This window comes from Paenibacillus sp. FSL H8-0280, assembly GCF_045040665.1.
Lineage (GTDB): Bacteria > Bacillota > Bacilli > Paenibacillales > Paenibacillaceae > Paenibacillus > Paenibacillus xylanexedens_A.
On the sequence record NZ_CP150296.1, the window covers coordinates 1,076,734 to 1,092,593 of the forward strand.

11 protein-coding genes are annotated in these 15,860 nt (G+C 47.9%); 10 read left to right on the plus strand and 1 reads right to left on the minus strand.

Annotation, left to right across the window (positions count from 1 at the left end; translation table 11 throughout):
* Positions 1 to 8 precede the first annotated feature (8 nt).
* The 9 genes from MHI12_RS04830 (at position 9) to MHI12_RS04870 (ending at position 14,742) form a co-directional block, all read left to right on the plus strand.
* Positions 9 to 1,424 (plus strand): MFS transporter, encoded by a 1,416-nt coding sequence (locus MHI12_RS04830; protein ID WP_405171707.1) that lies wholly within the window; start codon positions 9 to 11, stop codon positions 1,422 to 1,424.
* The gene (locus MHI12_RS04835; RefSeq protein WP_405172931.1) at positions 1,402 to 3,189 is read left to right on the plus strand and encodes an IucA/IucC family protein; all 1,788 of its coding nucleotides are present in this window, start codon (positions 1,402 to 1,404) and stop codon (positions 3,187 to 3,189) included. Before MHI12_RS04830 ends, MHI12_RS04835 begins: the two co-directional genes overlap by 23 nt.
* The gene (locus tag MHI12_RS04840) at positions 3,164 to 5,176 is read left to right on the plus strand and encodes an IucA/IucC family protein (RefSeq protein WP_405171708.1); all 2,013 of its coding nucleotides are present in this window, start codon (positions 3,164 to 3,166) and stop codon (positions 5,174 to 5,176) included. Before MHI12_RS04835 ends, MHI12_RS04840 begins: the two co-directional genes overlap by 26 nt.
* Positions 5,173 to 5,949, plus strand: coding sequence for an HpcH/HpaI aldolase/citrate lyase family protein (locus tag MHI12_RS04845; protein ID WP_405171709.1), 777 nt, complete (start codon positions 5,173 to 5,175; stop codon positions 5,947 to 5,949). The genes MHI12_RS04840 and MHI12_RS04845 overlap by 4 nt, the downstream gene beginning before the upstream one ends.
* A complete protein-coding gene (locus tag MHI12_RS04850; RefSeq protein WP_405171710.1) occupies positions 5,946 to 7,307 on the plus strand; it encodes a type III PLP-dependent enzyme in 1,362 nt (453 codons plus the stop codon). Before MHI12_RS04845 ends, MHI12_RS04850 begins: the two co-directional genes overlap by 4 nt.
* The gene (locus MHI12_RS04855) at positions 7,267 to 9,114 is read left to right on the plus strand and encodes an IucA/IucC family protein (RefSeq protein WP_405171711.1); all 1,848 of its coding nucleotides are present in this window, start codon (positions 7,267 to 7,269) and stop codon (positions 9,112 to 9,114) included. The genes MHI12_RS04850 and MHI12_RS04855 overlap by 41 nt, the downstream gene beginning before the upstream one ends.
* Before the next feature lie 199 nt (positions 9,115 to 9,313).
* Positions 9,314 to 10,321 carry a restriction endonuclease gene (locus MHI12_RS04860; RefSeq protein ID WP_405171712.1) on the plus strand — a complete coding sequence of 336 codons (1,008 nt, stop codon included), beginning with the start codon at positions 9,314 to 9,316 and terminating at the stop codon, positions 10,319 to 10,321.
* A 257-nt stretch (positions 10,322 to 10,578) separates the two neighbouring features.
* Positions 10,579 to 14,061, plus strand: a complete 3,483-nt coding sequence (locus tag MHI12_RS04865) for a glycoside hydrolase family 2 TIM barrel-domain containing protein (RefSeq protein ID WP_405171713.1) — start codon at positions 10,579 to 10,581, stop codon at positions 14,059 to 14,061.
* A gap of 207 nt (positions 14,062 to 14,268) precedes the next feature.
* Complete coding sequence (locus MHI12_RS04870) at positions 14,269 to 14,742, plus strand: DUF4362 domain-containing protein (protein ID WP_405171714.1); 474 nt, start codon at positions 14,269 to 14,271, stop codon at positions 14,740 to 14,742.
* A 113-nt stretch (positions 14,743 to 14,855) separates the two neighbouring features.
* Here MHI12_RS04870 and MHI12_RS04875 read toward each other — a convergent pair whose 3' ends face one another.
* Positions 14,856 to 15,140: a hypothetical protein gene (locus MHI12_RS04875; protein ID WP_405171715.1), complete on the minus strand. Its 285-nt coding sequence runs from the start codon at positions 15,138 to 15,140 to the stop codon at positions 14,856 to 14,858.
* Between the two features lie 90 nt (positions 15,141 to 15,230).
* On the opposite strand from MHI12_RS04875, the gene MHI12_RS04880 reads away from it, so the two are divergent.
* On the plus strand, positions 15,231 to 15,611 hold the full coding sequence (locus MHI12_RS04880) for a hypothetical protein (RefSeq protein WP_405171716.1): 381 nt from the start codon (positions 15,231 to 15,233) through the stop codon (positions 15,609 to 15,611).
* Positions 15,612 to 15,860 lie beyond the last annotated feature (249 nt).

Sequence of the window (15,860 nt, forward strand, 5' to 3'; positions counted from 1 at the left end):
TATCCCTGATGAAAAGGCATGCAGTATTACTCGCGATTCTGATCGGTGCCTTTTCGCTGGTACTGACCAACAGTGCATTTAACCTGCTGCTGCCTTATTTTGTGCAATTTTATCAGATCTCTACCACAGCAGGAGGATGGATCATCGCCTTGTACATGCTGGCTATGACGTTAACGATGCCGCTGGCTTCCCTGATTGTGGACCGACTGGGGCGTAAGCAGACGTATATGCTGGGCATCAGTATCTATGGACTGTTCTCGGTAGCAGGTGCGTTGTTTTATCACTCTATTGAAGTACTCTTGCTGGTTCGTTTCATGCATGGCGTTGCCGCGGGGCTGATGATTCCGTTATCACTTGTGCTGTTGTTTGATGTATACGGACCGGAGGTACGAGGGCGAATTACCGGAGCGTGGGGCTTGCTGCTTATGCTCGCTCCGGCTGCCGGTCCAACGCTGGGTGGTTTCATCATTCAGTATGGACGGCTTGAAATGTTGTTCTGGCTTAACGTGCCACTGGCTATATTCTCGTTGATCGGGTGCGGTCGAGTCATTCAGACCTATATCCCTGCTCGTAGGAAAAAATGGCATCCAACCAGTGTCATGCTGCTGATCTGCGCGGTAGGTGCCCTTAGTCTGGGGGTACAGTTGTACGCAAGTCCTGTCGTGGCAGTATGGGTACCGTGGATGCTGATTGCGCTCGGTGTGGTTTTGCTCATTCGTTTTGTCCAGACCGAGAACGGTCGGAAGGAACCGCTGATCCGGTACCAGTTGCTGCGGCGTAATGCCGTCTTTCCGCTGACCGTGCTGATCTCGACCATTCAGGATTGTGTCATGTTTGGCGTGATCTTTGCATTGCCACTATTGTTCCAGGACGTCTTCCACCTGTCACCGGCCCTGTCCGGTGCACTGTTCATTCCCTTATCGATCTGTACAAGTCTGTTCATGTGGATTGGCGGCAGCTTGCTGGATCGCGGTCGGTCCATACATTTTATCGCATGGGGGACGTTGCTGGTTTCGATATCGATCTTGTCGTTTGCAGTTCTGCCCCTGGGAGCGTCAATCTGGATCATCGGGATTCTCATGGCGTGCCGCGGAATTGGCGTTGGTCTGTCAGGCATGAGTATCTCTGCGATTGGCCTGCAAGCATTACCGGACGAAGACATGCACGAAGGCTCGGTGTTATCAACCACGATTGAGCGTCTGGCTTCTTCGTTTGCGGTGATGGGTATGACCCTGTATTACGATATGCGTTGGCAATGGCTTGCCGGGGCAGGAACGTCCATGGAGATGGCAAAATGGGGAGCACTCAAAGAGATCTGTATCGGACTTGGCTGCGCCATACTGCTTACACTTCCCCTGGTCTTACTTATAACCCGAAAGAAGGTTGGCATCATTGTTCGAGATGGAAAACAAGCTCCGGTCTGAGGCTGAGCAGCAGGCCCATGAACATTCGTGCAAACTGCTGTTGAACTGTTACATCCGTGAGCTTGCGCTAGAGAAGGAAAGCGATATTCGGATCAATCCGAACACGGTGTCGTACACTGTTACTTTTCAAGCTAGTAGGGTGAAGGTGACAGGACGCTTGTCTTATTACTCTGCCATGGGGGAGCATGAATACCTCAGCATGGAATCTGGCGGGGAAACCGTTCATTATCGCGACCTGGTTCGCTGGATCACATCTGAGCTAAGCGGGAATGGGGAACAGGGAGCGAGTTCGGATCAACATGGAATGATGAAAAGTGTGATGGAAATGAAGCGTTCACTTGAGCTGGAGAATGTACATCCATGGGGTGAGAATATGAATCGTGTAGAGCTGGCGTATGCCAGAGATTTTGCACAAAAGGTAGATAACAGTGTCGGTAACCTCACGTTGTATATCGAACAAGCAGCCGGTCTCGACATCCACGACTATTGCACATCGGAACAGTCTTTGTTGTATGGTCATCCGTTTCACCCTTTCCCGAAGAATTCCAAAGGCTTCAGCGAGCAAGATGTTCAGAACTACAGTCCGGAGTTACGGACATCATTTCAACTCTGTTATATCGCCGTGAGGCAGGATGTCTACATGCAGGAATGGGTCGATGACGAGGCGGCAATGGATTTGCAAGACTTACTGTGGAGCCATGTGGAGCCTATTTTAAAAGAAAAGAGTGAAATGTATGGGCTGCTGCCTGTCCATCCATGGCAATACGCATACATATCACGGTTGTCCGAGGTACAGTCCTATTTTCGAGATGAAAAATTAATACTACTCGGTAGTGCGGGGCCAACCGTCTACCCAACCTCTTCAGTCCGTACGGTTTATGTTCCCGAATGGAACTGCAATATCAAGCTGTCACTGAATATGCAGATCACGAACATGATTCGCACCAACAGTGCTGAGCAGATGCGCAGAACACTAGATGCCTCCAAGTATGTCAGGCAGCATGACTGCTTCGGTACTGAACCGAACACACATATTGCGTATGAGACAGGCGTAGCGACTTGTGCTTTTGAAGATGAAGAGTTAACCAGTCTGTTTACGATAGCTTATCGGCCCATTGAGTTTGATGTTGAGAATACGTATGTCTTATCCAGTCTGGTTGAAGCACCGCTTCCTGGGATGCGGTCGAGACTGATGACCATGCTGGGTGGTGGACGTGACATTGCCGAGCGTTGGTTGGATCGTTATCTGAAATGTTCGCTGCTGCCGATTGTACGGGCTGCGGGAGAGAAAGGTATTCATTTTGAAGCCCATTTGCAGAATACCCTTGTGACCTTAAAGGATGGGTTGCCTGTAGATTTTATCGTCCGCGATCTGGAAGGGGTCAGTGTGGATGAGGAACTTATAAGTGAGCAGGATCGTGCTACGTCCGATTTATTATTTTATTCGCGAGAGAAAGCCTGGGCGCGGACATCGTACTATTTTATCGTCAATCATCTGGGGTCTCTGATTCATGCGATGGCGCGAGATGTGAACGTCCCGGAGGAGCATTTCTGGAAACAGGTACGTGAGGTACTTGTGGAGGAGCTGGAACGAACGGGCAATGATTATGTGCGACATCTGCTGACGACGGATGCATTCTTGGCCAAACAAAATTTGGTGAGTTGTCTAAGAGGGATCAGCCAGACCCCGGCCTACGTGCCGGTGAGCAATGTAATGAAACGAATAGGGAGTGAAGTACGTGGGAGTCGTGGGATACAGGGCTGAGGCAGGCAGCAGGACAGAAGCAGTCTACGTGGGTGTACAGGAACGGATTATGCGGCAGACGTTGGAGGCAATGTGGTTCGAAGGCATTCTGGACAGTCATGTAAGTGGGAGCGAATGGCGAACCGAGGGACTTACATCTTCCGGCGATTCTGTGACGTACACGTGTGAAGCGGAGCGAAAGTTTTCATTTGGCCGGGTCAAGGTGAAGAAGGGTTCGATTCAAAGGGAAGGCGTCCGCTGCACCGATTTGGATCTGTTTTTGGAGGAAATTGTGCTGAACGCGTTGAAGGGTGCAAATGTGACCGCTTTTATCCAGGAACTACTCGAAACGATGGCAAAGGACAGCCAGTGCCAAGCTATATTGCCCTTGAACATTCCAAATGAAGATCGGCATTATGATGCGCTCGAAAGTCACATGACTGACGGTCATCTGTACCATCCGAGTTATAAGTCGAGGCTGGGATTTTCTTTGAAAGACAATCTGGCCTATGGCCCTGAATTTAACTCGAAGGTTTCATTAGTCTGGGTTGCTGTGAAAAAAGAATTTGCTCAGACCGCTGTATCCGCGGGTTATAGCTCGGAAGAACTGGTGGGACAACATCTGACCGTAGAGGACGTACAGCGATTTCAACAAATCCTGCAACAACAAGGTTTTACGGACACGGGTGAGAACGTCAACGCATATGTGGCGAGTGTAGATCAGCTTGGGAGCAGTGCCGAGGTTGGTGAGAGCGTTGGAGAGACAATCCAAGCGAAGCTTCATGGGGGAGTTCGTGAAAAAGGCGAAACAGTCCGTAGCTCGGGTAGGGAAGACGGCAAGGTTGGCATAGGAATAGGTTCTGACATTGGTGATCGATATGTATTCATTCCGGTTCATCCGTGGCAGTGGGAGCATCAGTTGGAGTCGGTATATACCCGTCAACGGATGGATGGGGACATCGTATATCTCGGTCCATCGTCTTCGCCCTATCGTGCACAGCAGTCGATCCGTTCACTGTCAAACCGGGTGAACCCGGAAGCCCCATACATCAAGCTGGCCCTCAGCATCACCAACACGTCGAGCACACGTATTCTGGCACAACATACGACCCAGAACGCACCGCTGATCAGCGATTGGTTGGATGAACTTGTTCGTGAAGATGAGCTGTTGCAGCAGGCGCAGTTTGGCATTTTAAAAGAAATCATGGGATTGTCGTTCCGTTATGAGCAGTTGCCTGCAACCCAGTATGGACGTGCCTACGGTACACTCGGTGCCATCTGGCGGGAGAATGTATCGGTTCATCTTAAGGAAGGCGAGACGGCATGGCCGCTCAATGCGTTGATGTTGGTGCAGCCAGATGGTGTTCCGTTTATCCAGGATGCTGTAGAACGACATGGTGTGGAAAAGTGGAGCGCGGCCCTTGTTCGCACAGTTACACTGCCGATTATACATTTGCTTTATGCACACGGGATTGCGCTGGAATCTCATGCTCAGAATATCATTTTGGTACTGGAAGATGATCTGCCGAAACGAATCATTATCAAGGATCTGCATGATGGCGTTCGCTATGTACCAGATCAACTGTTGCACCCGGAACGGGCACCGAAGCTGAATCCCGAGCCGGAAACTCATCGCAAGTTCAATCGGTATTCCTTCATCTATGCGGGAGATGTGTCGGAAGTCCGGGACTATACGTATGATGCGTTCTTTTTTATCTGCATGACGGATATTGCGCTGGCTTTGGAGAAGTTTGGTCTGTCGGAGGAAGCGTTCTGGCAGCTGTGCGCAGGTGTAATTGTGGATTATCAGCGAGAGCACCCGGAGTACACGGATCGATTCGCTGCATTTGACCTTTTTGCCGAAGATGCAATGATCGAAGAGATGACAAAGCGCCGTCTGTATGGGGATGGAGAGTTATATTTCCGCAAGGCGAGCAATCCACTTAAGATATCAAAGGATGTACTTGAATCACAGAGGACACCCGAATTAAAGGGAATCGTCGAATGAGGATTAACACGCTGAAGGAAAAAATTGCACGTAAACAGCCGGTTTATGGCCTTTTTGTATCGATCCCACACCCGGTCATCATTGAGATAATCGGACATGCGGAATATGATTTTGTCATTATTGATCTGGAACATGCCGCAACATCGATGGAATCGGTGGAAGAGTTGATCAGGGCGGCGGAACTGGTCGGCCTAACCCCGTTGGTACGTATCTCGAAGGTGGAGCGAGCAGAGATTCTTAAAGTGCTGGACTGTGGTGCACAAGGCATCGTCATTCCACATGTCGAGCAACTGGAGCAGGTGGAGGAAGCGGTTCGTCACGCCTACTATCATCCGGTTGGTACACGTAGCTTGAATAGCGGTCGTCCCGGTGTATTCGGGAAATATCCGCTCACTGGATACATTGGGGAAGCGAACGAACAGGTGATGGTTGTACCCATGATCGAAAGTGTGGAGGGCGTGCGGCAAAGTGCACATATTCTGTCTCACCCTCAGGTGAGCTTTGTATTGGAAGGGGCTGCGGATCTGTCGCAATCCCTCGGCGTACCATGGCAGACAGAGCACCCGGAAGTGAGAAGTGCACTGGATGAATTGCATGCTACCGCGAAGCAGTGCGAAGTACCTTATGCTACGGTCACGAGAGGCGTGGAAGACATGTCGCTCTGGGCTGAGCGGGGAGTACATATATACGTGCTGGGTGATGATCGAAATACGGCCTTTCGGGCATATGCTCAAAAACGGAATGACTACAGGAATGCGGGTGGGCAGATATGAAATCTAGTGTATGGCATGCAATAGATGAACTGCAACGAGGGATGGAAGAACCGGTATGTGCGTATGTATACGATCTGGCTGGCATTCAGGAGCAAGTACGTCAGATGTTGGGCAGCATGCCTGGGAACACACAATTGTTCTACGCCATTAAGGCGAATCCTGATCCGCGAATCATTGAGGCGTTGCTTCCATTGGTGAAGGGTTTTGAGGTGGCTTCGATTGGAGAGTTACTAAAGGTTAGAGCGGTAAGCCGCGAGGTTCCGATTCTGTTTGGAGGTCCGGGTAAAAAGGAGAGCGAACTGAGGCTAGCGATTGAGAATGACGTGAGTTACATCCATGTGGAGAGTCTGTTGGAACTTCGGCGCATCATTGCGATTGCGAAAGAGAGAGCGATGGAGCAGGAGCAGGGTCAGGAGCACGTGCAGGGGAGCAGGCAGAAGCAAGAGTGGGAGCAGAAACCGGGACATGAGCCGAAACACAAACAACAACAGGAGCAAGCGCAGGAAGTGCGCATTCTTCTTCGAATCAATCTGCGAAGCAGTACATTACCCCGGACGAAGATTGTCATGGGCGGCGGGCCGAGTCCTTTTGGTATCGATGAGGAGGCAGTGGAAGAAGCGATTGAACTTATTCGTGTGGAAGGCGCGGGTGTAGTTCGGTTAAGCGGATTCCATTTTCATTCCTTGTCCAACAATATGGACGCCAGGCTACATGCCGAGATGATCGAGCTGTATTTGCAAATGGTGGAGCAGTGGCAGCAGCAGTATGATCTTCCTGTGGAAGTGGTGAATGCAGGAGGCGGGTTCGGCGTGACTTACGACGGCAGCCCCGGATTCGACTGGCCATTGTTCACTTCCCTGCTGGAGCAAAGTGAAGCCAGACAACGCCTTGCCTCATGTGGAGGTCAGCTGTATTTTGAATCGGGTCGACTACTGGTGGCAGACCACGGATATTACGCAGCAGAGGTTACGGATATCAAAACTTCTCATGGTCAGTATTTTGCCGTGTTAAGGGGAGGTACGCACCACAATCGTCTGCCTGCTTCATGGGGGCATAACCATCCGTTTCAAATTATGGAGACGGACCGTTGGAAGCATTCATTTGCCCGGCCAGAGGTAAGAGGTCGTCGAGTCCATATCGTAGGTGAGCTATGCACACCCAAGGATCGCATGCATTCTGATGCGGAGGTAGCACTGCTGCGCGTGGGAGATATTGTTTTGTTTGAAAAGTCTGGGGCTTATTGCTGGACCATCTCGCATCATGATTTTCTGGGGCATCCGCACCCGGCATTCCATTATCTAACGGAGGACAATAATCATGTCAACACTGATGAAGCGTTCCAGTCTGCAAGCCGCTGAACGCCGGATTATGGCGGATCTGATGAATTCATTTTTGTCGGAGCAATTACTCCCACTGGAGGATCACCCGTTCATTGATTTTGCTACGGCACCTGCACCGTTCCGTCGATTGTATAAGGAATATGACAGCGAAGAGCACAACCATAATGTAGCTTCTCGCTATAGATTACACAATCAAGGTGTGCTGTGTTTGGTTGAAATAGGAGTAAGACAGGGGACTCAATGGGTTCAGGGTTCACCAATCTATGAGGAGAAACCAGATGGAAGCTGGGTTCTCCTTGATTCTGAGGCAGAGGTTGGACGTGCGGTGTTACAGAGGGCTTTGTCAGATGAAGACTATAGGCAGCCCGGAGTGGCGGAATTCCTGACTAGTCTGGATATTGCTGTCGAGCAGTATGCTCTGGGCTGGGAACAAGTCCAGTATCTGTCCGCCAACGTTCCGGTGTCTGCTTATGAGTGGTTTATCAAAGGTGAGCGTGTTGCTGCATTGCGGGATCGTCCATTCCACCCATCGTCCAAAGCCAAAGTGGGATTCAACGCAGAAGATGTAACACGGTATGCAGCGGAATTCGGGAAGGGGATTTCGCTGCGCTGGGTGGCTATACGGCTGGATGCCGTGCAGCAAGGTTGTAAAGATGGGCTGTCCATTTTGGATGTGTTAGACGATGTTCAGCGCGGGTTGGTGGAAGATGAGTTTGCCCGAAAAGGGATCACGCTCTACGAATATCTGCCAATGCCTGTTCACCCGTGGCAATTGGAACATGTGATTCTGCCTCGCTTCACGGGAGAGATCGAAGCGGGTAGCATTGTCGTATTGGACATAGAAGTGGGCGACGTACAGGCCACATCCTCTCTGCGCTCGATGGCTCCGTCAACCGAATCCACCCTAATGCTCAAGCTACCGGTTAGTGTGTTGTCACTGGGGGCTGCTCGTTATCTTCCGGTAGTCAAACTGCTGAATGGTCTTGCGGGAGAACGGATGTTAAGACAGGCCGTTGCTTGTGACGAGACGCTGAAGGATAAGGTGTATATGTGCGAAGAGCAGAACTGGTGGGGCTTCATGCCAGAATCCATGGGACTGTTCGATGATCATCCACGCCATCTGGCTGCACAGATTCGTGTGTATCCCGCTGAATTGCTTAATGAAGCCTACAAAGTCATTCCAATGGCTGCACTGGGTGTGAATCTGGAAGGGCATCATCTATTAACGGAAATTCTGGGTGATGATCTGAGCAGCGCGGATGTTCTCAACTTTTATACTAACGTAGCTACGATGTTTTATGATATCGTGATGCGTCTGTTCAAGGTGGGCGTTGTACCTGAGATTCATGGTCAGAACTGCTGTCTGGTGTTGAAGGATAATGAGGTAAAAGGTCTCTTGTTCCGCGATCATGATTCGGTGCGTTTGCATCAGCCTTATCTGGACAAACATGGCATTGCAGACCCTGCCTATCATATTCGTCCAGGCTACTCGAACAGCCTGTATAACGAGACGATCCAGAAGTTGATTTTCTATGTGCATTCTTTGGGGACGCAGGTGAATCTGGCTGCGATCATGGAGGCACTGAGCGAAGTGTACCACATTCCCGAAACGAAGTTATGGGAGATCACGGAGCAGGCTTGGAAGGAAGCGCTGCAACATGTACAGCTTCCCGAATCCGACCGGGCCGCGCTCGCTCATGCGATATTCGAGAGCAAGGAGTGGTCCGTGAAGTTAGTTGTCCGTCCGCTGCTTGAAGCGGATGGGGTGCCTGGCGCGATGCCATCGGGCAAAGGCATAGGGTGGAACCCTTTTTACAAGGGATAGAGGTTAAAGGTGCATAAAACATATTTAAAGAAGAGGTGACTTGAGATAATTCAAGTCATCTTTTAGATTTGCTTAACAATAATCTTGCAGTTCGAAGTGTAATAAATTACTGAACTATATACAGTCTTCATGCAGGGAATGTCATTTCCATGCCGAAACTTCTAATTAAGTTAGAAATAAGCAAGTTATGGAGGAACTTATGAGTAAAAATAATTGGTTTATTAGAGCCGGAGAGAATGCATATCTCTTTGAAGAGTTCAAAGAAACACAGATGATAGCCATTGGTTGGAATGAAGTAGGTTCATTGGCACAAGTGAGACATATCGATGATGTGAAGAAGCGACTTCGTGACGAGTATCCCGACTATAAGGATGGCAAAGTAAATATAACAGCGGGTCAGTTAATCAGATTTGCTAATGAAATGAAAGTAGGAGATTTGGTTGTTACATATAATCCTCAAACACGCGAGTATCTAATTGGGGAAATTACTTCAGACTATGAATTTGGTGAAGGGGTTATTTCGGACAAAAATCACCATAGAAAGGTGTTGTGGAACGGGCTAGTTAATAGGGATGTTTTAACAGCGAACACTCGTAATTCTCTAGGTTCGATAATGACTCTTTTTGCATTGCAAAATGAAACAGTGAAGGAACTGATCCATTTTTTGAAATCCAAAAGTGCTGAGTCTTTTGAATCACAACCGGAAGAAACTGAGAAAGAACAGGCAGAACTAGATACAATCAAGGAAGATGTAATTGAGAGAGCACATGAATTTATAAAGGACAAATTCAATCATTTAGATTGGGAAGAAATGCAGAGTCTCGTAGCTGGTATCTTAAGAGGCATGGGGTACAAAACAAGAATATCTGTAAAAGGACCTGATCGCGGTAGAGATATTATTGCATCACCAGATGGTTTGGGGCTGCAACAGCCTAGAATTATGGTGGAAGTTAAACATAGGAAAAACGCGATGGGATCCAATGAAATTCGAAGTTTTATCGGAGGGTTAAGACCCGGTGATCAAGGGGTTTATGTTTCAACTGGGGGATTCACCAGAGAGGCTAAGTATGAAGCAGAACGTTCTAACATTCCAGTTTCTTTGGTAGATGCAGATCTTCTGGTAGAGCTGATTAATCAGCATTATGATGCATTTGATTCAGAGGCTAAATCATTAATGCCCCTAAAGAAGATATATTGGCCTTTATAGGACAAAGAAGGTGACCCGGTTGATGGGTTGCCTTTTTGGTTTGTTGTCATCGAAAGTTACAATGCTTGGAGGGAATAAAACGTTCATCATTATGGCTAAAAAATCTTATGAAATGGAGGTATAGAAAAGAGACTGATGGTATAATCGGGTTATGTGTTATAGTCATACTTGTGTATTACCGAAAAGGTTTTCGGAAAAAGCGAGATATACTGTTGTAACCGCAATCATAATTTACTTCAAGAAAGTGAGAATCTACCATGAATCAGAAGAGGCTTTTTAATGATGGATGGCAATTTGCGAAAAGTAAGCTGGATGTTACGGAACCTGCGGGTCTGGTGTATGAACCTGTGGAGCTTCCCCATGATTGGCTGATATATAATACGCTTGAACTGTATGAGGACAGCATTGGATGGTACCGCAAGACGTTCCATTACACGAAGGATGAGCAGCAACTTTTGCTTTGTTTTGATGGCGTATACATGGACTCTTCTGTGTATGTTAACGAGCAGCTGGTTGGAGAGTGGAAGTATGGATATTCTGCTTTTGAACATGAGATCACGAATGCACTGGTGGAAGGCGACAATGAGATTGTGGTCAAAGTGGTGCATCAGAGCCCGAACAGCAGATGGTATTCCGGTGCCGGAATCTATCGCCATGTGTGGCTGAAGACGAGAGACCGCAACCATATTGTTACGGATGGAACGTATGTATCTATCAAGCAGCAGGCGGATGGCTGGCAGGTGGAAGTGGATACGGAGCTGAACCTGGAACAGAATCAGCAGGCAGAACTGGTGCATACGATCTTGTATGAAGGTCAGATGGTGGCATCCAGCCAAGCGAATGTTACGGCTTCGGTGGGTGAGAATGTGGTGGTATCGGCAGATAGCCAACAGATCATTGTGGAGAGTCCAAACTTGTGGAGCCCGGATGCACCGCATCTGTATGAACTGGTGACAGAGCTGCGATTGATCTCGGATGATCAGGAACATCGGACAGTTGAGTCGGTATCACAGCGCATTGGATTCCGGGATATCAAGCTGGATGCCAATGAAGGATTCCACCTGAACGGAGTCAAGATGAAGCTGAACGGCGTGTGTGAACACCATGATCTCGGGGCACTGGGAGCTGCTTTTAACCTGACGGCATTGCGTAGAAGATTCGTTTTGCTCAAAGAAATGGGCGTTAACGCCATCCGTACCGCGCATAATATGCCTGCCAAAGAGTTCATGGAACTTGCAGATGAGATGGGTATGCTGGTTGTGTCTGAAGCCTTTGATATGTGGGAACGTGCCAAAACGCCATACGACTATGCGAGATTTTTCCCAGAGTGGGTGCATACGGATGTGAAGAGTTGGGTGAAGCGCGACCGTAACCATGCCAGCCTGATCATGTGGAGTATCGGGAACGAAATTTACGATACCCATGCGGATGAGCGTGGACAGGAAGTTACTCGGATGCTGATGGATTATGTGTTGGAATTTGATCCGAAAGGCAATGCAGGCGTGACAATTGGTTCGAACTACATGCCTTGGGAAAATGCACAAAAATGCGCGGACATCGTGAAGCTGGCAGGCTACAACTACGCGGAAAAATATTACGACAAACATCATGAAGAGCATCCGGACTGGATCATCTATGGTAGTGAGACGTCTTCCGTGGTGCAGAGTCGTGGCATTTATCACTTCCCGTTCGAACAGCCGATTCTGGCAGATGATGACGAGCAGTGCTCGGCTTTGGGTAACAGTACGACGAGCTGGGGCGCGAAGTCGGCAGAATACTGCATTTTGGCAGAGCGGGATACGCCGTATTCACTGGGTCAGTTCCTGTGGACTGGATTCGATTATATTGGAGAGCCGACACCGTATCATACGAAGAATTCGTATTTTGGACAGCTGGATACAGCAACGTTCCCGAAAGACTCCTATTATATTTACCAAGCGGCATGGACGGATTATAAGAAAAGCCCGATGGTTCACCTGTTCCCGTATTGGGATTTCAGCCCGGGTCAGATTATTGATGTACGCGTGTGCAGCAACGCGCCGAAGATTGAGCTGCAACTCAACGGTAAAACCGTTGGCACGTACGATATCGATCATGCGAATGGAACACAGCTGTCTGGCTGGTGGAAAGTGCCTTATGAAGAGGGCGAGCTAAAAGCGATCGCTTACGACGAGAACGGCCAGATCATTGCAACTGACGTGCAAAGATCCTATACGGATGCGAAGAAAATCCGTCTGCAAGCGGATCGGGAGCAGCTGCAAGCGAATGGTACAGACCTCATTTTTGTAGAAATTGATGTGGAAGATGAAGCGGGTAATCCGGTGCACAATGCGAACAACCGCGTGCAAGTTCAAGTGACTGGTGCAGGACGATTGCTGGGTCTGGATAACGGGGATAGCACGGACTATGATCCATACAAAGGATTGAGCAGAAGACTGTTCAGCGGCAAACTGATGGCGATCATCGGAGCGACAAATGAATCTGGAACAGTACGGATTGAAGTTTCTTCCGAAGGGTTGGATGGAGCTACGGCTGAATTTGAATCTCTAGGTGTGGATGGGGAACTTGAGGGTGAAAAGCAAGTGCAACCTGTCTTCATGAACAATGAAGAACGTCCGGTGCTGACGGGGAATGCTCAGGAGATCCCTTTGCGGAAAATTGAGATCATCAGTAGTGCAGGACAGTTGCTCGATCCGTCCAACCCGGAGCTGGTTGTAACCGCCAAGCTGTATCCGGAGAACACCTCCTACCGTGATATCGAGTGGGCCGTTGTGAACGATGCGGGGATCGAGTCCAACATTGCCAAAGTGGAAGCTGTTCAAGCGGAAGCGGGCGATAATGTTGAGCACCAACATGCGGTAAAGGTATCGGCTATAGGTGACGGGGAGTTCAGACTTCGTGCAACCAGTACCAACGGTACGGATAAAACGAAACTCATCTCCCAGCTGGAGTTTAAGGCGGACGGTCTCGGTACAGCCTACAAAGATCCATACGGCTTCATCACGGGCGGACTGTACGATTACACCAAAGGTGAGGTTGGTAACGGCAACGAACGTGGGGTAGCGACAAGTCGTGACGGAGAGACGCACGTAGGCTTCCGTAATATTGACTTCGGACCGTACGGCTCCGATACCATAACGATTCCTATTTTCACGCTGTCCACTGAGGACTACTTCATTCAGATCTGGGAAGGTATGCCGGATGAAGAAGGAAGTACGATGATCGCAGATGTGGTGTATGACAAAGAGTCCATTTGGAATGTGTACCAGGAAGAGACATACCAATTGTCCAAACGCCTTAGCGGGATCACGTCGATCTGTTTTGTACTGAAACAGAAGATTCATATTAAAGGTTTCTCCTTCGAACGTCAGAGTCGGGCCTTTGAGCAGAATGCGGCTGCATCCTGTGATCATCTCTATGGAGATACTTTTAAAATTGAAGCTGAGCGTGTTGAAGGCATCGGGAACAACGTGTCGCTGGAGTTTGAAAACATGGACTTTACGGCAAAAGGCACGTCGAAGCTCGTGATCTACGGCCATTCACCGATTGATAAGAATACGATTCATATTCGCTTCGCAGGTGCGGACGGACAGAGCAACCAGCTGGTTGAGTTCACACAGTCGAGTGGATATGAGGAGCGGGTGTTTGAGCTTGAACAGGTGAAAGGTGTGCAGAAAGTAAGCTTTATTTTCCTGCCAGGCAGTCAGTTTGACTTCGGTTGGTTCCGATTCGATAAATAAGTGTGATGAAAATATAAAACCCCTTCAAGCAGGCATCGGTTCATGGGAACGTGAATCTGAATCGCTTGCGTGAAGGGTTTTTCTTGTTCTTGTATGTAGGTGTGAGAGTACGTTCGGGACAACGAGGGAGTTACAGATAAATTACAAATTAAGCATAATCATGCAACAAAGGATAGTATTGAACCGTTTCATAGATGAGGTGATGGAATGAGAAAAAATATGCTTATCCTATCTTTAGCTTTAATGTTGTTAACTGCCTGTCAGGCAAATGATCCAACAACGGATGGTACCGGAATTACGCAAGCTTCTCCAGAAATTATTGAGCCCCATAATCCAGAGCAAGCGGAGCAAAGCGGGGATGTGGTTGTGCTTCATGGAGGCATACGGAACGAAGCTAAGTGGAACACATTTATGAAGAATGTGGAGAAAAAACATCAGGATCAGGTTCGTGTAACGATGTATACCATTGAAGGCGGGCCCATTATCCAGGAATTGATCTATGATGGTACAACTATTCAATCGACTTACGATAACTCAAGGGATGCCTACGGCTCCAAACAGGGAATGAAGACTGACACCTGCAAAGGGATCGGGACAATGAAGAGTGAGCAGGGACATATTTTTTACGTGTTAACCGGGTGTGAGAAGGAAGAGAACCCCTTTTGGATGCCTAAGTTGTAAATGAGATGTATCCACATGCAAATTCTTAATGAATGCCAAAACCCTAAAAACCTGAAAAGCAGAGGCTGGTTATGCAGGTTTTTGTTTCTATTTGAAAGGTGAAAATCGAGATTTTATCTGTACAAAGCATTGGACTCTTTATTATACAACGCATATGTCAAATCATTCTCAGACTGTCCATCGCCCTGAATCTCATAATTCAACTGCATTTCATGATCTTTATAGGTTGCATTATGCATTGTGATGGTAAGCTCATCTACTGTTTTGGTTTGAAATGGGATGTTTGAATCGGGAAGTGCGGATTCTTCTTTATTAGTTACAGAAAAATAAAGCACAAGTTGAAGTATCAATATTATAAGAGCAATAATGATAGCGATGATGATATTCCTTTTGTTCAAAGTGCATCTTCCTTTCAGCGAATAGATTTTTTAATGAAGTGAAATTAATAGTTAATAACCAATTATATCATATTTTGGGTGGTGATATAAATGAAGAGGCTTTGGGTGTTATGTATTTTGATGCTTTTAGTGACAGGGTGTGGTCAGAACAATAGAGAGAAAGCCATTGAACATCTAACGCAAAATCAAAGAAATGATGCATCACTCATTGTATTCACCGACCGACCTTCGGAGCGACCATTTATTGTTGATTTACAGACGCAATTAAATGAAGTGAATAACGAGAATTTGAGGGCAGAAGGCCCAATAACTAACGTAACCTTTTATAATGTCCGTGATGAAAATAAGTTTAATTATGAGAAGATTTTCGGTCTGAAATCATATCCGTACATGATCCTGTTCGAGAAAGGCCAGATCACATTGGAGACGCAGGAGCCGGAAGAGATCGTTCAACATTTTAAAAAGAGGTAAGAGTCTACTAAAAAGAAGTTTGATCCCGATGGATCGGCTGAGTAAAACATAAAATGTGATCTGTGAGGTCCTACTGGGGAGACAATGAAGCCGTGCTGGCAAGACAAAGGACAACTATAGCAGGACTCTTGTCTTTTTTATTGGGCTTCCCCCATAGTTATTCGCACACTCTCCGAATGTGCTAAGGACATAGTATAGGGCATATATACTGTGTGCCTTGGCCTAAGGAGATGACCATTTTGAAGTATT

Bases quoted from the DNA above. Each gene is read 5' to 3' on its own strand.
- MHI12_RS04855 (WP_405171711.1), top strand. From the start codon at position 7,267: ATGTCAACACTGATGAAGCGTTCCAGTCTGCAAGCCGCTGAACGCCGG.
- MHI12_RS04850 (WP_405171710.1), top strand. From the start codon at position 5,946: ATGAAATCTAGTGTATGGCATGCAATAGATGAACTGCAACGAGGGATG.
- MHI12_RS04830 (WP_405171707.1), top strand. From the start codon at position 9: ATGAAAAGGCATGCAGTATTACTCGCGATTCTGATCGGTGCCTTTTCG.
- MHI12_RS04835 (WP_405172931.1), top strand. From the start codon at position 1,402: ATGGAAAACAAGCTCCGGTCTGAGGCTGAGCAGCAGGCCCATGAACAT.
- MHI12_RS04880 (WP_405171716.1), top strand. From the start codon at position 15,231: ATGAAGAGGCTTTGGGTGTTATGTATTTTGATGCTTTTAGTGACAGGG.
- MHI12_RS04870 (WP_405171714.1), top strand. From the start codon at position 14,269: ATGAGAAAAAATATGCTTATCCTATCTTTAGCTTTAATGTTGTTAACT.
- MHI12_RS04860 (WP_405171712.1), top strand. From the start codon at position 9,314: ATGAGTAAAAATAATTGGTTTATTAGAGCCGGAGAGAATGCATATCTC.
- MHI12_RS04865 (WP_405171713.1), top strand. From the start codon at position 10,579: ATGAATCAGAAGAGGCTTTTTAATGATGGATGGCAATTTGCGAAAAGT.
- MHI12_RS04845 (WP_405171709.1), top strand. From the start codon at position 5,173: ATGAGGATTAACACGCTGAAGGAAAAAATTGCACGTAAACAGCCGGTT.